General features: G+C 46.5%; 26 protein-coding genes. 4 read left to right on the top strand and 22 right to left on the bottom strand.

The genetic code is table 11. The features are described from left to right. From ACWHAR_RS07985 to ACWHAR_RS08070, 18 genes are all read right to left on the bottom strand, one after another. Positions 1-1398, bottom strand: a complete 1398-nt coding sequence (locus ACWHAR_RS07985; protein ID WP_007610810.1) for a phage tail sheath family protein — start codon at positions 1396-1398, stop codon at positions 1-3. Beyond that, positions 1398-1607, bottom strand: a complete 210-nt coding sequence (locus ACWHAR_RS07990) for a hypothetical protein (RefSeq protein ID WP_007407269.1) — start codon at positions 1605-1607, stop codon at positions 1398-1400. Before ACWHAR_RS07990 ends, ACWHAR_RS07985 begins: the two co-directional genes overlap by 1 nt. After that, positions 1604-2050: a hypothetical protein gene (locus tag ACWHAR_RS07995; RefSeq protein ID WP_032874589.1), complete on the bottom strand. Its 447-nt coding sequence runs from the start codon at positions 2048-2050 to the stop codon at positions 1604-1606. The genes ACWHAR_RS07990 and ACWHAR_RS07995 overlap by 4 nt, the downstream gene beginning before the upstream one ends. Continuing rightward, entirely contained in the window at positions 2047-2550 is a 504-nt protein-coding gene (locus tag ACWHAR_RS08000) for an HK97 gp10 family phage protein (protein ID WP_032874587.1), read from the bottom strand. Before ACWHAR_RS08000 ends, ACWHAR_RS07995 begins: the two co-directional genes overlap by 4 nt. Then, the gene (locus tag ACWHAR_RS08005; protein ID WP_007610806.1) at positions 2547-2903 is read right to left on the bottom strand and encodes a DUF3599 family protein; all 357 of its coding nucleotides are present in this window, start codon (positions 2901-2903) and stop codon (positions 2547-2549) included. The genes ACWHAR_RS08000 and ACWHAR_RS08005 overlap by 4 nt, the downstream gene beginning before the upstream one ends. After that, positions 2900-3283 carry a protein YqbG gene (gene yqbG / locus ACWHAR_RS08010; RefSeq protein ID WP_032874585.1) on the bottom strand — a complete coding sequence of 128 codons (384 nt, stop codon included), beginning with the start codon at positions 3281-3283 and terminating at the stop codon, positions 2900-2902. Before yqbG ends, ACWHAR_RS08005 begins: the two co-directional genes overlap by 4 nt. 16 nt (positions 3284-3299) lie before the next feature. Then, entirely contained in the window at positions 3300-4235 is a 936-nt protein-coding gene (locus ACWHAR_RS08015; RefSeq protein WP_007407274.1) for a phage major capsid protein, read from the bottom strand. A 26-nt stretch (positions 4236-4261) separates the two neighbouring features. After that, positions 4262-5107: an XkdF-like putative serine protease domain-containing protein gene (locus tag ACWHAR_RS08020; RefSeq protein WP_007407275.1), complete on the bottom strand. Its 846-nt coding sequence runs from the start codon at positions 5105-5107 to the stop codon at positions 4262-4264. A 19-nt stretch (positions 5108-5126) separates the two neighbouring features. Next, positions 5127-6518 carry a phage portal protein gene (locus ACWHAR_RS08025; protein WP_087920794.1) on the bottom strand — a complete coding sequence of 464 codons (1392 nt, stop codon included), beginning with the start codon at positions 6516-6518 and terminating at the stop codon, positions 5127-5129. Between the two features lie 48 nt (positions 6519-6566). Next, positions 6567-7865, bottom strand: a complete 1299-nt coding sequence (locus ACWHAR_RS08030) for a PBSX family phage terminase large subunit (RefSeq protein ID WP_032874581.1) — start codon at positions 7863-7865, stop codon at positions 6567-6569. Beyond that, on the bottom strand, positions 7862-8659 hold the full coding sequence (locus tag ACWHAR_RS08035; protein ID WP_032874579.1) for a terminase small subunit: 798 nt from the start codon (positions 8657-8659) through the stop codon (positions 7862-7864). Before ACWHAR_RS08035 ends, ACWHAR_RS08030 begins: the two co-directional genes overlap by 4 nt. Positions 8660-8771: 112 nt before the next feature. After that, a complete protein-coding gene (locus tag ACWHAR_RS08040; RefSeq protein ID WP_032874577.1) occupies positions 8772-9284 on the bottom strand; it encodes a sigma-70 family RNA polymerase sigma factor in 513 nt (170 codons plus the stop codon). A 106-nt stretch (positions 9285-9390) separates the two neighbouring features. Next, positions 9391-9594, bottom strand: coding sequence for an XtrA/YqaO family protein (locus ACWHAR_RS08045; RefSeq protein ID WP_003154859.1), 204 nt, complete (start codon positions 9592-9594; stop codon positions 9391-9393). Beyond that, on the bottom strand, positions 9584-9925 hold the full coding sequence (locus tag ACWHAR_RS08050; RefSeq protein ID WP_032874575.1) for a hypothetical protein: 342 nt from the start codon (positions 9923-9925) through the stop codon (positions 9584-9586). Before ACWHAR_RS08050 ends, ACWHAR_RS08045 begins: the two co-directional genes overlap by 11 nt. Before the next feature lie 97 nt (positions 9926-10022). Continuing rightward, the gene (locus tag ACWHAR_RS08055; protein WP_003154863.1) at positions 10023-10190 is read right to left on the bottom strand and encodes a hypothetical protein; all 168 of its coding nucleotides are present in this window, start codon (positions 10188-10190) and stop codon (positions 10023-10025) included. Beyond that, positions 10190-10990 (bottom strand): ATP-binding protein, encoded by an 801-nt coding sequence (locus ACWHAR_RS08060; protein WP_032874573.1) that lies wholly within the window; start codon positions 10988-10990, stop codon positions 10190-10192. Before ACWHAR_RS08060 ends, ACWHAR_RS08055 begins: the two co-directional genes overlap by 1 nt. Next, a complete protein-coding gene (locus ACWHAR_RS08065) occupies positions 10890-11717 on the bottom strand; it encodes a phage portal protein (protein ID WP_032874571.1) in 828 nt (275 codons plus the stop codon). The genes ACWHAR_RS08060 and ACWHAR_RS08065 overlap by 101 nt, the downstream gene beginning before the upstream one ends. After that, positions 11707-11886, bottom strand: coding sequence for a hypothetical protein (locus ACWHAR_RS08070; protein WP_029325864.1), 180 nt, complete (start codon positions 11884-11886; stop codon positions 11707-11709). The genes ACWHAR_RS08065 and ACWHAR_RS08070 overlap by 11 nt, the downstream gene beginning before the upstream one ends. Positions 11887-12076: 190 nt before the next feature. On the opposite strand from ACWHAR_RS08070, the gene xre reads away from it, so the two are divergent. Both xre and ACWHAR_RS08080 read left to right on the top strand, forming a co-directional pair. Further along, positions 12077-12415 carry an HTH-type transcriptional regulator Xre gene (gene xre / locus ACWHAR_RS08075; protein WP_003154871.1) on the top strand — a complete coding sequence of 113 codons (339 nt, stop codon included), beginning with the start codon at positions 12077-12079 and terminating at the stop codon, positions 12413-12415. A gap of 148 nt (positions 12416-12563) precedes the next feature. Next, positions 12564-13154, top strand: coding sequence for an ImmA/IrrE family metallo-endopeptidase (locus ACWHAR_RS08080; RefSeq protein WP_007610775.1), 591 nt, complete (start codon positions 12564-12566; stop codon positions 13152-13154). A 139-nt stretch (positions 13155-13293) separates the two neighbouring features. Here the strand turns inward: ACWHAR_RS08080 and ACWHAR_RS08085 are convergent, their stop codons facing one another. Next, positions 13294-13899, bottom strand: coding sequence for a poly-gamma-glutamate hydrolase family protein (locus tag ACWHAR_RS08085; protein WP_032874569.1), 606 nt, complete (start codon positions 13897-13899; stop codon positions 13294-13296). Between the two features lie 109 nt (positions 13900-14008). On the opposite strand from ACWHAR_RS08085, the gene ACWHAR_RS08090 reads away from it, so the two are divergent. Next, positions 14009-14386, top strand: coding sequence for a PH domain-containing protein (locus ACWHAR_RS08090; protein WP_007610770.1), 378 nt, complete (start codon positions 14009-14011; stop codon positions 14384-14386). A 37-nt stretch (positions 14387-14423) separates the two neighbouring features. Here ACWHAR_RS08090 and ACWHAR_RS08095 read toward each other — a convergent pair whose 3' ends face one another. The 3 genes from ACWHAR_RS08095 to ACWHAR_RS08105 form a co-directional block, all read right to left on the bottom strand. After that, on the bottom strand, positions 14424-15377 hold the full coding sequence (locus ACWHAR_RS08095; protein WP_032874566.1) for an N-acetylmuramoyl-L-alanine amidase: 954 nt from the start codon (positions 15375-15377) through the stop codon (positions 14424-14426). 142 nt (positions 15378-15519) lie between these two features. After that, positions 15520-15654: a PhrA family phosphatase inhibitor gene (locus ACWHAR_RS08100; protein WP_003154881.1), complete on the bottom strand. Its 135-nt coding sequence runs from the start codon at positions 15652-15654 to the stop codon at positions 15520-15522. Continuing rightward, the gene (locus ACWHAR_RS08105; RefSeq protein ID WP_087920760.1) at positions 15644-16780 is read right to left on the bottom strand and encodes a Rap family tetratricopeptide repeat protein; all 1137 of its coding nucleotides are present in this window, start codon (positions 16778-16780) and stop codon (positions 15644-15646) included. The genes ACWHAR_RS08100 and ACWHAR_RS08105 overlap by 11 nt, the downstream gene beginning before the upstream one ends. Positions 16781-16984: 204 nt before the next feature. On the opposite strand from ACWHAR_RS08105, the gene ACWHAR_RS08110 reads away from it, so the two are divergent. Then, positions 16985-17452, top strand: a complete 468-nt coding sequence (locus tag ACWHAR_RS08110) for a DinB family protein (RefSeq protein WP_021494037.1) — start codon at positions 16985-16987, stop codon at positions 17450-17452. Positions 17453-17566: the final 114 nt, after the last annotated feature.

Raw genomic sequence — 17566 nt, forward strand, 5'->3', positions numbered from 1 at the left:
TTAGTTTACCTCCACATTAAAGTAGAATTTTTCTGCCGCATCCACAGGCTGCACGGCGAGATCAATTAAAAAGCCGTCGCGGTCTTCATTAAGGCCGATTGTAATGTCTTTGTCTGAATCAAAGTTAGCGATGCCGCCCGCATCCTGAAGCGTTGTCAAATATTGAATAATCATCGTTTTGACGAATTGAAGGCCGTCGTTTGTCGCTGGAAGATCGCTGCCCGTGCCTTTTTTCGATTTAATTAAGGCTTTCAGTTCACGTGTCAAATCGTTATTCACCGCATCAAGCACACGGACGATTTTGTTTTTCGCGAACTTTTTGTTTTTCTCTGCCGTAAATGTCACCAATGAGTTGATATCTTTTTCAACGCTGACTGACTTATCACGGGCATCATAAGAGAAAAGGAATTCACCTTTGGAAAGACGTTCGATCACTTCATCATGAGTCAGGCGGTGCAGCACATCGACGGCGCCTTCGTATTCAACGAATGTTAAGGATTGATTAAATGCGGCGCTGGCACTTGCGCCTGCCACCCAGGCGGTCGCATCTTCAGCTTTAATCTCCGTTCCGTCTTCCAGCAGCACACCTTCAGTCACATTGATAATACCTTCATAATCTCCGCTGTAATGGGCGGTCACCCCTTGCACTTTCTGTCCCTGCGCATCGCGAAGGCGTTTAATGAATGCGGCAAATGTCGCTTTCAGCTGATCGTTTTCCGCGACAGGAAGAGCGATGACATCGAAATTCTCCGTTTCAGCCGCAGCTAAAAAATCCGTATAGTCTGAGTTGACCGGTGCTTTATCAGTTCCGCCCGCAAGACGGATGCCTGCCTGCGGGTTTAACGTTTCCCCGGATTCTTCCTCAGTGCCTGTCAGCGGGATGGAAGCCGACAGTTCGCCCGTTCCCGTGAATGTGACATAGCCGTTTGCTTTTAATTCTTCGGCTTTTTTCACCGTTTGTTTGTCAACTTCCGCTTCATCCATGTAAGTGGTCACGTCGAAAGCGGTCTGATCAAGGACGTTTTCACTGATGCGGATGATGATGTCATTTCCTTTTGAACCGCCGTACAAAGCGGTTGCTTTAACACCTTGCGAAAGATCGGCGCTCGCTCTGATTCCCTCTGTCAGACGGTACATCAAAACGGTTTTTGCTTTCTTTTTCGCCTCACGAAGCAGAATCAGTGACGGATCTTCAATACTGAGCCCCACTTTTTTATTCAAATCTTCAATGCTTGAAATGGAAACGAATGTTTTCGCTTCCCCCCAGCCGGATGCGACGGGAAGGGCGACAATCCCGCGTTCACCGATCGATACCCGCTCCTGGGCGGTTGTTTTAAAGTTAAAATAGATCCCGGCACGTTCTTTTTCTTTTCCTTGCGTAAATGTTCCGCCGTTCATTATTGCATGACCTCCTTGGTTAAAAATGCTTCAATGTAAGACTTTGCTTGCGCTTTTGTCATTTGTTTTTGCTTCACGCCGAATAAAGCCCCCTGGAGAATCTCAGGTTTTACGCCGAAAAGCTCCTTCGCGTGCTTTGTTAAATCCGCCGTGTCATAAAGAACCGCTCGTTCCGCCGCTGCGGCGTTTTTCTTTTTATATTGTTTCACTTTTGTTTCACCCCGCTGTTAATGTCCACATCCCGCAGTGCGGGAGATGTTTGTTTCTGATAGTAGTAGCGGCTCGTCCAGCGGATTGTGATCACTGCCTCGCCTTTGTCTCCGACTCTTGTTTCGATACGGCTGATGCGGACGAAGTCACCGGTGTCCTCCCCTGATTCCGTAAGCAGCGGAATCAGCTGTCTTGATTCTCTCACCGCATCGGCGATCCGGTCGGCTGCATAGAGCGCCTGCACCGAGTCGGCATGGAACAGCTTCACATTCAGACTGTATGTCTTCTTAAAGGTGGAGACTGTGTCATTCTCGTCAAAAACATACGGGGGCGGAATGTATAGTGACGGCACCTGAAATTGTTCAGGCAGTTCATTTTCATATACGGGCACGCCGCACTGCTGATACAAAAAAGCGGCGATTGAACCGGTTTCGCGATTCATCCGATATCTCCCCCTAACGTGTTAAGCCACTGATCGAAACGCTTGTCCAGCGATTCGGCGAAGAGTGTTTCATACAAAAGAAGGGCTTTGTCCCAGAACCCATTCCCGCTGATCCACTGTTTTTTGAGCACCATTCCCGTTGAAGCTGACGGATCATAGATGAACTGGGAGCCTTGAAAATATCCGGGCACCCATCTGACATTTTCATCTGAGACGGTCCAATGTCCGTCATTTATGAATGAGGCATACTCTACATTGGTGCCGATTTCAAGGGTCAGTCCCCCGTTTTCAATGATCCATACATGATCCTGCGCTCCTTTTCGGAAAGAAGACAGCAGGCTTTCTGTATCAATCCCTCCCGAATGAATAAGCTCCTCCCGTACCAAGTCGAGAAAATCCTCTCCTGACTGTTCCAGCCATTCGCCTGCCTGACGGGCAAATTCTCCGGATGATGCCTTTTGCAGCGACCGATTCCATTGTTCAAGGTTTTTTATGCTCATAGTCTGTCATCTCTCACAGCGATAACCTCCCAATGGTGCTGTCTTGCTTTCTTCGGCATTTCCAGAATATACGCCTGGCCTTCCCAAATGATTTTGTCATTGACACGCACAACGGCCTCTTTCGGAAAATGAACGAGAAACCGCTGATATACTTTATGATCAGGCTCGAGCTGAATAAGCTGCTGCTGTTTTTCAACAAACAGACACGGCACGTCTTCAGCATCCGGAACTTCCGGATAAGAAAAGACAGGCTGGAGCTTTTCGGCGGGAATCCCGAAGCGTCCGGCCTTCGGAACTGACACCGTCTCATGATAAATATCGCATCTGTCAGTGAGCAGCCGTTCGTAGCTCATAAAGGTCTCACCTTTGCGTGTGCAGAAACCGGGGAATAACCCGGCGCGATATATTCACAGAGCAGATGGTGCACCGCCGGTTTTCTGATTCCGCCTTCATCTGCCACCGTATACGAGTAGTCGCCTATCTTTTCAGATTGATAGGCGGAAGCGGCCGCTTCATTCTGGTTGATCAGCGCAAAATATTGAGAAAGCTTTAATAACGCAAGCTTAATCTTTTCGGGAAGCGGTGAGTATATAGGATCAGTGAACGAATGCCCCGCCATTCTGGCCGCTTCCGCCTCCGCCTCCAGAATGTCCTGTATAAGAAGCGGCTCCGGCCTGTTTTTGACTTGATCATAAACTGAATATGAAACAACGTCAGACGGCTGAATTAACATAACTGCCACCCCCGTCTTATTCTTTAACGTTTACGATTTTGGCGCTTGCATCTTCTTCTTCAAATTTGCTGTCAAGTTTAGCCGTCAGTACGATAATAAATTTGCGGCTGCGAATATCTTTATCTACTTCGATTCGGATATTTCGTGAAAAACCGAGAATGATATTTTTCGGGTGAGTCAGAATGATGTCAGACGCATCGTACTGGGAATCACCTTCTCCGACCGAGTAAGGCTGCAGATTGGACACTCCTTTGACCGGAACGCCGAATGCTGAAGACAAACCGCCCTGCACCGCAAGATCCCCCAGGTTGGTCTGACGGTCAGCTACACGGTCTTTCCATTCAATCTCCATGCCTTGAGATGTGTAAAATCTGAATTCCTGAGGCAGGCGCAAATATTTTGCCGGAATGGCTTTTAAGCCTTTTTTAAATGTGGCTCTGGACAGCTCTTCCCCGTTTCCGTCAATGACGTGAGATACAGTCTGCTTACGGATTCCGTCAAGCTGTGCCAAGTACGGATCAGAAGAAGATGTATCGCCGTTTACGACAAGCTCCTCAATATCGACTGCCGCCCGCTCCGCCAAAATCTGCATGATCGTCTGCTGCAGGCCGTCTTTTTCAATATTATTTTCAAGCGTGTCATAGGTGATATTAATTTCCGCAATGACTTCTTTCGTATTCAGCTGCACCGTACTTGTTGCCGGGACGGTCAGCTGATCGTCAGTTAAGGCTTTTCCTTCCTCAGCGGCACGCAGAATACGCTGGCCGAAACCGATTTTTTCAAATTTCTGCGAGTCATTTTCCATTTGAATCACACGCGATTCGCTGAAAATGGTCGGCGTGTTCTGCACCATGCGGATAAATGCTGAAGCTTGTGCGGGGTTCATTAAACCGCCGCTTTTTAAAGCGGAAAGTGACATTTCCGCCTTTCTGATGATATCTTGATTTCTCACTCTACAGTTCCTCCTTCTGACTGGGCTTAAAGCAGTCCGCTCCAAATGGATTTTTTAACAGGCTCTTGGCCGCCCGTCTCTTCTTCCGGCTGCTTTGATGCGCCTCTTACTTTTTCAAGCGCTTCAATGCGTTTAATAATCGGCGCGAGCATGTCCTCGACAAGCGTTTTCAGCTTTTCTTCATCAGACGGCGCAGCCGCCCCGTCTTTGTCTTCCGTGTTTTGGTCCAAGCTGTCAAGCCGCTTTAAAAGCGGGTGCAGCGCGTGTTCAATCGATTCTCTTACGTCCTCTTTTCTCATCTTGTTCAAGTCCTCTCCCTTGCGGTTTCTTGATTTGCGGTCACGGTCGAGAAATTGCTTGACCGCGCCGAATAAGCCGGCTTGCTTTTCTGCCGGCTCTTCGTAAACGTCAGCGGTTCCCGCCATGCTGTAGCCCGTAATAATACCGGCTTTAATCTGATCCCATACTTCATCGGAAGCTTTGGTGACAAGCACCCAAGATCCTTTCCGGATCACAGCATTCCCGATTTCAAAGTCATCCGGGGCGACGTACGACTCCACCACCTCGCCGGTCCCGCCTTCAAAATTATGATTTGTATCGATGTTGCGGGCATCCGCCAAAAAACCGTGAGCGGCCTTTTCAATCTCTTCAGCCGTCATATAATCGCCATGGGCATCCGGGACATCCGGCTCGTAAACGATGCCGTAAACAAGCTTCTGTTCATCCGATTCGCTTTTTGTAAACACCTGCACCTTTTTTTCAAATGACGGAAGGCCTCCGGCTGATTTTGTAAAAAAGAATTCCGTTTGGTTCGCCGCCTTATCGACATAGCTCACAAAACTGATGACGGCATTTCTCAATTCTCTCGGCACGAGATGTTTTCACCCCCTTTCAGGATTGCTCCTTTTTCCCTTTCAGCACCGGCCGGCTGTAGTACTCTTCAGGCCACTCCTCAAGCGTCTTCCCGAGCACTCTTCCGGCCAGATCACGGAGGTCATTAGGAGAGACCGCGCCGGCGGAAATAAATGGCGTAAGCACCTTCGCAATTTCAAGCGGATCGCGAAAATCAGGCCCTTTTAATGTGAGCTGTACATCGTGGAGACCCAATTCTGGCAAAAATAACGTGTTGAGCTTATTAATCAGCGTTTTCCGCTCCGGCTGAAACACCTGCTCCTCCGTTATTTTCCGTGCCGTATCGGCGGTGGCTTTGTTGTATTCCTGCGCCTCGCCCGTATAAAGCGGCGGGAGACGGAACGCGGAGCGGAGTTTATTTCTGCTTTTGTCGTCATATTCAAGAAACAGCGCATCATCCTGCAGAATTTCGGCAAGTGATTTAATTTCCACAGACACGGGCGTAATGTCTTCGCCTCCGTGAAGGTCTTTTTCCTTCGCAATACCTTCCGCCTCAATCAGCAGAAACTTGTGGGCGTTTTCCACCCCTTCCAGGTCATTCATATAATCCTGGAGCTCTTTGTACGAGGTTTCTGACAGCATGCCGTTTTCAACCGTAATGGCGGCCGGCACGTGACGGCCCTGCTTGAAATACATAAAATTCAGTTCTTCCGCTTTCCGGGCGCCGTACAGATTGACGATATTGCCGACCCAGCGCGGAATTCCGTAAGTGCCGCTGCCGATTTTTAAGTGAATCGCTTCATTTGCCCGGTATTCTTCAGACAGGGTCTTTACGTATTCGCCGGTTCTCATGTCCATCATGCGGGGATCGCCGTATTCCTTAAAAAACACTTTCTGACCGTTCAGCATCTGAACATATTTACGGAACCGTTTTTGCCTTTTAATCGTTTTGGATGCGCCGTTTTCTTCATATGAAAATGTAACTTCAACGGGATCAGTCACACCGCAGACGCGCATATGTTTCACATCCAGATATTCAATCCCCGCCGGTTTTCCCGCCCCGTCCCGAAGCACTTCGAGAAAACCGTTGCCCGTTTTTTCACGGTCTTCTATCGCATATCCGAGGATCGTCTCGGCCGATTCATCAAAATGAAGACATTTGTAAAAGCTCTCCAGCTTCATCCAGTTTTTTTCGGCCCGGGCCTTTTTTGACGGGGAGCAATCTGGGCTATTTACATCAAAGGTATATTCCACATCAAACCCAAAACCCGTAATATTGACCCGATACGCGTCAATGCACTGCTGAAGAATCGTCGAATATTCGGCGATTGTTTTCAGTTCAATGAGATTATAGGGCGGTGAAATGATGTCTTCGCCGTACAGATCGGCAAATTGATCTTCGTTCATCTGCCTTGCCTGCGGCGCGGCCATTTTTGATTTAAAGACGGTGGCTCTAACGTTTTGATAGTTCGGCAACGCCTACCTCCTCCTTTCCCGATTCGGACGTCTCCGTTCTTGTGATGCATCTTTCAAATCCGCCGCGTCATAGTCATCCAGCGCATACCAAATGGCTGAAAGTGTGTGGGGATCAATTGAAAACTCATCTTCCGACAGAACGCCGTTTTTGTTTTTTGCGTACGTTAAGTTCTGCAATTCGCGGATCGTATGTTGACAGCTGTCTGAGCAATAGATATGTTTGAACCGTTTCAGCTTTTTTGTATACTGAAGTCTTGAGCCCGGAAACTTTTTGGCCGCAACCATGCAAAAACCCTGCCTGCGAAAATATTGGATGCTTTTCGGCTCAGCCGAATCCGCTTTGATCAGCTCTTTTTGATCCGCCAATTCCTGAAGCTCCTCAGCTGTCTGATCATCGGTCATTTTGTTTTTGTAATATTCCCAGAAAATATAAAGCTCTTTTTGATCCGGATCGACGGCAAGCCGGATGACCGCATTGTATGACTCTTCAAAACCGAAATCCATGCCCGTCCGAAACAGGGGGCGCCTGATGGAAGCAATCCGCTCCGTTACTTCGTTGTGCTCCATGACCTGAAACTGCGGAAACACGCGGATGCCATTGACGCCGAACTGTCCTTTGCGGGCGATCCGGTACAAATCAGGATCGTAATGCCGTAAGCTGTCCAGCTGCTTAATATAGCTTTTCGGCAAAAACAGATTATCGCACGCTGTGGAATGGTGGTAATACGTATCTCCCTTAACGACGGTGCCTTTTTCATACAGCGTCTGATCATCCAATACGAACCGTTTTTTTTGGTCATCACGGAAAAAATGCCGGTACGTCCAATTGGAGGTGCCGACGGGATTTGTGGTGCATATCATATGAAGCGAAAGCTCGGGATGGCGCAGACGCCCGATCAGCTCCTTAAATCCTTCATACTTCACTTCAGAGCATTCTTCAATCCAAATCAGTGAAATATGGTGAATGGATTTCAATTTGGCCGGGTTGTCCATCCCTTTAAACATAATCCGGCTTCCGTTTGAAAATCTCAGCTGCATCGGCGAAGACACGGCCTTTACGGCATGTCCCAGCTCAAGCTCCCCGATAATATCTTCAAACAAGGCAAAAGTAGAATCTCTGTGCGTATCGAAAACTTCCCGCACGACAAGCGCCGTCCGCTTTTCACGAAGCAGCTTCAGGATGATTTTCAGCGCGGTATGATAGCTTTTTGACGAGCCATAGCCTCCGACGAGAAATTGGTACGTTTCATTCCAATTGAACAAATAATCTTCAAAGCGCGGGTTAACCGCTTTTTCAATCATGACCGTTCCTCTTTCCGCGTAATGACAATGTCAATCGGCTTTTGGCTGTCTTCTGTTTTTTCCATCTTCTGCTGTGCCAGCTTTAATTTTTCATTTTCGATTTTTTGTTTAAATTGATCGGGGAAAAGGTCAAAGTACAAGGACAGCTTTTCAAGAGCCTTCATCTTGTCGGCTAGCTTGATTGCAATGCCCTCTTTTCCGAGTTTTGCTTCTGTGACGATGGTTCCGTCCAGAAGGTGAGAATCTTTAACATCAACGTAGCTGATTTCCTGCATAATCGGATTATCATTTTCGTCAAAGAGCGGCCCTGATTTTCCGAAGGCCTGAACCTCTTTTTTTCCGAAGGTTACATAATCAGTAATGTCGGCGAAAGCGATTTTCACATAGACTTGAAGAACGTCCATCGCTTCGACAAACACTTTATTGACCATTTCCTTTTTCATGCGGCTGATTTCTTTGGCGACTTTTTCGTTTTTCAACAGCCTGCTTCCCGTCACATGCGCGCTTTCCGGTGAATACCCGGCTTTTATCGCAGATTGGGTGGCGTTAAAGCTTTTCACATAATAAAGACAAAACAGCCGCTGACGTTCGTTTAACTCATCACCTTCGCCCGGGTTGTTTTTTCCGCCGCTTTCCGCGTTCTTATGGAGCGCCTCGTCCCAGCGCCCTTCTTTTTTCCATCTGCCGATCGTTCTTGCGGATACGCCTGATTTGCCGGCAAGGGCGCGATTTGTGATGCGGCCTTGATGAGACTGATAGATTGTAAATGCCTGTTCTCTTTTTGCGTTTTTCATGCTACGGCATCACCGCCACCTCCGACATGATTGTCTATAATAAAAAGCGGCTTCTAATCGGGCCGCTTTTTGTGATCGTCTGTTCACTTCTAGGTGGCAAACGTATGACAACTTATGAAGCAGGCGATTGATTTCTTTGTTCCTGCTGTTTTTGAATTTTTAGAAGCGCCCGTTTGACCGTCGTCTGTACGGTTGATTTCTTTACGTTCAGCAAGGCGGCGATCCGTTCATACGAAAAGCATTCCGCTTTGTGGAGCAGCAGCATTTCTTTTTCTCTATCCGTTAAAACGGCTAATGCGTCCCGCAGTCTGATTCTGTCTTCTTCAGTCACATTTGCGGAAGGTTCAAACATCAGCGCCTGCGAATAGGTTTCTATGATTCTAGGATCTTTAATCAGCATTCTCTGATAAGCGTCTCTGCGGTCTATCGCTCTTCTTATGCCGGGCTGCCGGCCTTTTTCAAGCCATTCGATGACATATTCCACATCTGTAATGATCGTTCTGATGATTTTTTTATCTTTCAGTTCTTCTGAAGTAAGCATCGTTTCATCGGCTTCCTCCAGCTGCTTGTACCACTTTTTCGTCTCTTTCAGCGTGCGTTTATATTCAAATAGTAAGTCTTCCATGTAGATCCTCCTCTTTTTCGGAACAAAAAAAGGACACCAACCAATGCGCAGCATGTGCGCGATTGATCAGTGTCCGCAGGCTTTCCGTCTTGGACGTATTCTGTTTTTAATTCAATTTAAAGCCGATTTCATATTCGACCCGGGCCAGATCCCCTTTTCGCGTTTCGACAAGCGTTTTGCCGTGCTCCGGCGCTTCGGCGAGCCATGCTTCCTTCTTCAGTCCGTCTACAATAATCACCCGAACCTTGCCTTCTTCCAGCTGGCTTTTTAATGTTGTATGTTCAATGTCAGTCAGTTTTTTAGGATTCATGTTTTACGTCCTCCGTCTTTTTCAGGATGTTTACTTCATGTATGAGGCTTTCGAGCTTATTTATGAACGCTTCTTTTTCTTCAGAACTTTCTCCCCGGAGCAGGCGGAGAGCCGTTTCGGCCGCCTCAAAAAGTTCCGGGGCTTTCGCCATCAATGCCGCGTTGATCTGCTGTGAGTATGAACTTAAGTTAAAAACGGCCGCGATGAGCCTTCCGTTTGAATAAGGGAACTTCTCTTTATCCGCTTCGCTGTAAGCGGAATAAATGTAAATGGGTTTTTCTTCTCCGCTGTGTACGGCCCTCCATGGAGCGGGGCTGTGTTTTTCTTGCAATGGTTATCCTCACTTTCCATCAGCCTCATGCCATGCTTCAATTTGCTTTTCTATCCGTTTCGCCCTGAACAGCAGGCAAAAAAGCCATTTGATATATTTATACACGTGCATCAAGCCTCGCTTTTGCGTCTTGAACCATTCGCTCAAGACGTTTAATGACCGGCGTTAAATCAGTGCCTGTTTTGCAGTTCGGGCAAGGGTGAAAGACAGCGCCGAAACCCGTTTCCGTCACAATGACCTTCTTCGGCCCGCACAGCTTACACATTATCTCGCCCCCTCTAATCTGTGGTTTACGTCAAATGAATTGCCATTAATGATGACTAAATAATCGCTGCACATCTCATAAATTCTTGTGCCTAAGGCTTCATCAACCTGCACCAGTCCGTCACAGGCCAGCTCGCTCGAGATAAGAACCGGCTTATGATTTAAATAGCGGTAATTCACGACGGCGTACATTTGTTCAATCTGCCAATCGGTCGCCCGGGGTTTTCCGTTCAGCGGTTTGAACAGATCGTCAATAAAAAGCACATCCGCCTGTTTCATACGGCCAAGCTTTTCATCAAGCAGATCAAAATCATTTTTTAAATCCGTAAAGCCCTCCACAAAAGGAAAATACAGCACCGGTGTCTGCTTCTGTCTCATGACATAATTGCTGAGAGCGGTCAAAAGATGGGTTTTTCCCGATCCCGGACGCCCTAAAAGGGCAATGCTGTTTTTCCGGCAGTTTTTAATCTTGTCGAAGTTTTCAACATATTCAAGGGCGCACTCATATGCGTCGACGACTGCCTGAGGCTTGCCCCGCGTGATAAATCCTTTGAAATCCAGCTTCCGAAAGGCATCTGTAATCTCACTTGCGCTGAGAATGCGCTCTGCTTTTCGTTCGGCGGCGCAGCGGCACTTAACCCACACATCCATTCCCAGCTGGTTTTTGAGATAACCGCCCTGATCTTTACAGAGCGGACAGTCAAAGCGGCTTTCGCCTGATTCTTCCGGTCTGTCCGCCAGTAATGGACGTTTTCCGTTTTTCAGGTCGGCCAGTATCTGCTCGATCGTTCGTTTTGTCATGTATCGTATTCCTCTCTTTTTTTGTTGTGATTGTCCTTCCCGCAATTCGTGCATTCAAGCGGTCTTCCATATACTTGGCGCAATAGCTGAAAGCCTTGATCGTTTCAGCTGAAGAGGTGCGCCGCTGTTCAAAAGCGGTAAAGCATTCGCCGAGCCATTTGATTGCTTCTTGTGCTGACGCACCGAGGGAAACAATACGGGCGATGGCCTGATAATCCCGGGGCGACGGGTATACGCTCCGCCTCTCCTGTGCAGACCTTAATCTGATAAAATGGGCGGCAATGTCGTTAATCGCTTCTTCAGCAGTATGATTTTTTGTTATATCTATTTCTCTCCGGACATTTTTGTCCCGGTGATCCGCCGATATTGTCCGGTCTGTGACTTCCGGGCGGGTCAATGTCTTTTTCTGCGTGAATCTTTTCGAGTGCTTTACTGAGACGATGAGTCCGTAAGGGGCGCGGACGGTTTTGATATATTCATGCTGTTCCAAAACCTCAAGCCACCGTCTGACGGTTTTTTCGCTGACGGCAAATACGTCGGCCATTTCTTTTGCTTTTACGGGCTTATGTCCGAGGACGATCCCCCACTTTACGCCGTCTTTTACGTGTTCCTTTGTCGTTGAGCTGATGAACCATAAAAACAGCCAAATAGCAGACCCTATTTTGTCATAATGTTCTGAATTCAATAATCCGGAATAGATGAAAAACGGGTAGCTTTTACGATTCATATTGGACGTCTCCGTTTGTCTTCAGACTTATATAGCGTTCATACTGCAATCGGTTATCAAATCGGAATACCGGTAGTCCGCAAGCGGTAAAAGATATCGAACCGCCTGCTTTTCCTAAACATCTCTGATCAGCCGGATTGCTGCTGAAACGGATGATTATCGGCTGCATCTCTCACCCTCCTGATCGATTTCTTATCGTAAATTGATACATTTTGTATCCTTATGATGTTGATTATATACGATACAGTTCGTATCATCAAGACCTTTTTGATACTTTTTTTATCATCTCTTTATTTTGATACATTTTGTATCTATAATCATAAGTAACTTAGGGTGTTGAAAAAAGAGAGGTCATTCGGATGATAGGCGGAAGATTAAAGAGTCTCAGAGGAAAGAAAACGCAGGAAGAAGTCGCAAATCATATCGGTGTCTCGCGCGCCAGATATTCTCATTATGAAAACGGCCGATCTGAACCCGATTACGACACGCTGCAAAAGCTTGCGGATTATTTCAAAGTGTCGACTGATTATTTGTTAACCGGAAAAGAACCTTCAGATGAAGACATGTTTGCCGATCCCGACTTGCAGATCGCATATCGGGACATGCAGGACTTTTCCCCGGAAAGCAAGCAGCAGGCCATTGAATTCATTAATTATTTAAAAGAAAAAGAGAAAAACCGCAGGCCGAAACATAAATAATCCGCTCTTTTCCTTTAAACTGCTTAACGTTCAGCCGATATAAAAGCTGAATGTTTATTTTTAAAAGAAAAGGGAATTGATTCAAAGTCCGATCAGGGCTTTTCTTTCTCGCTTAAAAAAGAACATATGTTCGAAAGGGTGTATTCAATTGGGCGATTTTTTAACACATCTTGAGGAATACGTCAAAAACTTATATTGCCGCATGGGAATGACCGCCCCTCTCCATATTGATATGCAGATGATTGCCAAGGAGCTTGACATTTGGATTCATTTTGAAGATACGCACAGTATGATGCTGAAGCGGGACGGCATGTACAGCATCGTCCTGAATCAAAAAAAGTCACCCGAAGAGCAATGGCAGGATTTTGCGCACGAACTGTGCCACGTGCTGAAGCATACCGGCAACCATTTTCATATGAACAAGCTGTTCAGGGAACTGCAGGAATTTCAGGCCAACCATTTTATGTACCACTTCTGTGTGCCGACCTTTATGCTGTTAAACATGGAGCTTCCCCAGCGGAGGAGCCACGCCGTCATTTTAATCGCAGCCGCTTTCCGGGTGACGGCATCATTTGCGGAAAAAAGGCTGGAGCTGTTTGAACGGCGTAAAGCAGGTATTCAATTTCAGAAGCGGCTCGCTTGTCTGTTATCCGACAAGCGGCCGAATGTGTATTATGAAAGCGGACAGACACACTTGCATGCCGCTGAGGAAAAAACGCCGTATTTTATTGAAAATTAGCGATACTCTGCCGTCAGAGTGTCAGCATTTTAAATCACAGGAAAGGTTTTTGCATCATGACGCTGTTCTCACCGTGCTGCCCGCCAAGCACTTCTTGCGCCGCATAGCTCCAGTGAATGTAAGAACGGGCCCCCCCTGTTCATTTATCATAAAAACCTGCCTTCACGGCTTCTACATACCGAAAAAACAGATCGGTTGGCGTATATTTTTCTCCCCGGCAGCCAAAATTACTGAACAGCGCGTGTCTCTGCGCCGTGCTCACTTCCAATTGCAGCCCCATTTTCCTTTTTGTCCGATTGACAATGTTGCCGGGATTTACACCTGCCAGCCGATCATTCTTCTCTGTCAGCTCGGCATCAAACCCCGCTTCACGCAGCAGATCACAAATCAGTCTTGCTTTTTCCAGATCCGCGCCCCCGACGAGTGTATTTGCCTTTTTCAGATCATGATACCCATGAAAAGCCAATGCGTAATGATGGGCGGTCACTTTTTCTAAAGCCAGGGGTTCGTCAAAGCGTGTGCTTGTCAAATGGAGAGAACGGTTATCGCACCGCTTCGTCCCTTCAAATAAGTAAATTGAGCTTTGGTCAGAAAATGCCCGCACCAGCTCACTGACACCCGGCTCAATCCTGCCGCCGTGGGGAGCGAGGACGATACATTCACTTCCCTCTTTTTCTTCATAAATAATTCTGTATTCTGATTCAGCAGCTGAAAGGGCTGCGAAATTGTCATATCGATCTTTCATGTGTAACATGCTCTCCTTTTCCAGTCAGCACCAGTTTACTCTACTCATCTGGGAATGGAAACCTTTTTATAGTATGATTTGATAGAATACGTAACAGGGGGGATATATCATGGGGTTCATCAATGGATTGCTGGGCAATGCGTCAACAATATCGACGGCTGAAGCAAAAGCAGAACTGGCCCGTATTCTGCTGGAAGGTGAGAATGTCAACGCCGCATTTAAGCTTGTCCGAGATATCATTGTCTTTACGGATAAGCGTCTTATTCTTGTTGATAAACAGGGACTCACGGGGAAGAAAACGGAGATTCAATCCATTCCGTACAAGAGCATTTCCAGATTCAGCGTAGAAACCGCCGGCCGCTTTGACCTTGATTCAGAGCTGAAAATTTGGATTTCAGGCGCGGAACTTCCCGCTGTCTCAAAGCAGTTTAAAAAAGATGAAAGCATTTATGATATTCAAAAGGCCCTTGCCGCAGTTTGTATGTAAGAAGAAACGGAAGCCCGGGGAGCTTCCGTTTTATTGATTACAGTTTTTCTTCTATTTTCGCCTTCGTTTTCGGGCCGTAAATTCCGTCTGCCGTTAATCCGCTGACGGATTGAAAACGTTTTACGGCATTTGCCGTTTTCGGGCCGTAAACGCCGTCCGCCCCATGATTTTTTGCTCCTTTATCGGGATAAAAATAAAGAGCGGATAAAGCGTTTTGCACTTGTTTTACGTTCTCCCCTTTCGTCAGCGGTTTCGTCACTTTGATCACACCGGATGGAAGCGGATAGGAAGACACAGCCTGACTTTTTGAAGAAGAACCCGTCTGAGCGAGCTTGATCACTTGTCCGACTGTAATGTGATTCGGATCGGTGATATGGTTGATGCTTTGCAGCGATTTTACGCTGACACCGTGCGATGCGGCGATTTCCGATAAGGTGTCGCCTTTTTTCACATGGTATTCAGACGCGGAATAAGAAATAGAGGCTTTTTTCGCCGGCATACTCCCGCTTAATTTCTTTTCAATCTTCGCCTTCACTTCATCCCAGCGGCCTTCAGACAAAATGCGGTGCGGGCAGTACTTTCCGTTCCAGTCCTGATGCTTTCTGATTCTGTCAATCCCCCAGCCCCGTTCTTTCAAAAGCTGCGCCGCAAACGCAATCGCCAGTTCTTCTGCGGCTCTGTACCGTTCGCCGCCTGACTTACTGTAACAGATTTCTATAGCAATCGACTTACGGTTTCCGGTACCGTTCGTGCCGTCTCCCGAATGCCAGGCATTCCGGTCCAACGGAATTCCCTGGATCACTTCTTTGTCATCAACCGCAAAATGATAGCTCGTTGATTCGCTGTTCCCCGTCATATAGCTGATTTCATTAGCGGCGGATGCGTCGTTTGCCGTGTTATGAATGGTAATATACTCCGGTGTCATCGGATTCGGACATTTTAACGCATATTTATCAGCCGATACGAGCCGTTTTTTCACTTCAATCCCCACTCTTCATCTCTCCTTATGCCTTTTTCATCAATAGGTGGCATTCGTAGGACAGATAACTTGAGCATATAGACTCTGCATTCGGATAAAAATGGAATGGATACGCATGCAAAAAATAAGACCCTTCCAAAGAAGGGTCTTTATGTTATGTTTGGTTGCGCGCGGCAATATGGAATGTGCCGTCCGCTTGGTTTTCCAAATGGCTTTCATGGCCGATCACCTGTGTAAAGCTGAACCCGACAGCAACAAGCAGCAATCCTGACAACAGTTTAGATTTCATATAGACAATCTCCTCTCTGGATTTGTTTTTGGGCGTGCACCATTTTTTCATAAAACGTGAGCGCTTTTTCAGGCTGTCCGTGTTTCATGTAAAATTTGGCAGCGTCATGCGCCAATTCTTCCACATACGGATACAGCATGTGTTCTTCCAGAAAATCAAACGTGTGCCTGACGGATGCGTTATCCATTTCCTTGCCGTATAACGCATGTAAAAATTGGAACAGATTCACAAACAATTCATCATTGTATTCGCGGGCGATACTGAGCCCGAGGCGGTATTGCTTCTCTGCTTCTGCTGTAGTGTTCTGTTTATAAAGAACCTGTGTTAATGAGTAAATAGAATGCGGAAGATTATCGAACTTTTCTGACCTGCAAATGGAAACGGATGTCTCAAAATATTCGGCTGCTTTAGAGAGGTCTCCCATTTTTTCGTAACAGTTTCCGAGATTATATAAGGCTGAACTAATAAGACGGGGATTGCCTTCTTGTTTTGCAAGATCTAAAGCAAGTTCTAAGTGGGGCAATGCTCTTTCTGGATACTGCATGTCATCATAATTCCCTGCAATAACGAATTCACATTGGATTCTGCGGACGTTGTACGTCTCATACGATTGGTACGTTTCAAGGGCTTGAACGGCATAACTCATGGAGACGTAGGTTTGTTTCAGGTTGTAAAATATCTCGGCCATTTTAAAAGCAAACTCAGCTTTCTCGATGTCATCAGAAACGAGTGCAAGGTTTTTTTCAGCCCGTTTGTAATACATCATGGCGTTTAGGAACATTTTCTGTTTAAATTCGTACATTCCTCGAAAAAAATTAAAGTAGTAATCAAGCAGTCCTGTCAGTTTATACTGGTTGCCTTCAATGTCTTCCAATAATTCTGAAAACTCAGGCTGAGAAGGGTCCTCCTTTAAGGGCTTGATGTAATCCAGCATGACACGGTGTCTGAATTCCATTAATGAATAATACAGCAGCAGATCCTGATCTTCTTCCATATCCTCGATCTCTCTCTCTACTTCACGTTTGACGCGCTCCGCCTCAAGGACGTGAAACTGCCGGATATGGGTATACCATTCATTAATTTTGAGCCCGACAAAAGAGGACGGAATAGTCTGCTTCATCCTCAATAAATCCCCCCTTTTGGAATGACCGAGATATGTCATATTTTATCATATTTGCTAGAAAAAGAAGAACGCAAAAAGACCGCAATTGTCGAATTTCGGATATCCGCAACGATTTATCTCCGTCACAAGCTTATTGCTTGTTTCTTCCGTGCCGTTGATATAGCATATCCTTGCAGCTTTTATTCTGTATTAAATGGGGGTTTTCACATGACAGCACAAAATCAATTGGTCAGCCACTTTCTGTCACATCGAAACGTGACGATTGAACTGGCGGAAAAAATCAGCCGCGAGCATTACGACTACAAACCGGCAGAGACATCAATGTCCGCTCAGGAACTTGTAAAACACATCGTTTATTCTTTTCTTATGTTTGCAAACGTCATTAACGACGGAAACGGATCAGCCATCCAGAACAAACCGAAAGAAGAAGCGGAAACAGACCTCGTCAAACTGGCGGAAGCATGTACTGAAAAAACGACAGACATCCTGTCACAGCTGACTGAAGAGCAGCTGAACCGCGAAATTGACCTGACCGCCTCTTTCGGCAGAAAAGTAACCGGCGCGGCTCTCCTTCAGCTTGCCATGGAGCATGAAATTCATCATAAAGGCAATCTTTTCGTGTATGTCAGAGAAATGGGCCACACGGAACTTCCGTTTTATCAGCAAAAATCATAATCCGGCCATCCGCCGGTCTGCGACATAACAGCAGGCTGGCGGATTTTTTTGTTCTGTATAAAATTTTCCGAAAATTTAATTGATTACCGCCTCTTAATCATATATAATCTGATA

The sequence above is a fragment of the Bacillus sp. LR--39 genome (genome assembly GCF_053613335.1).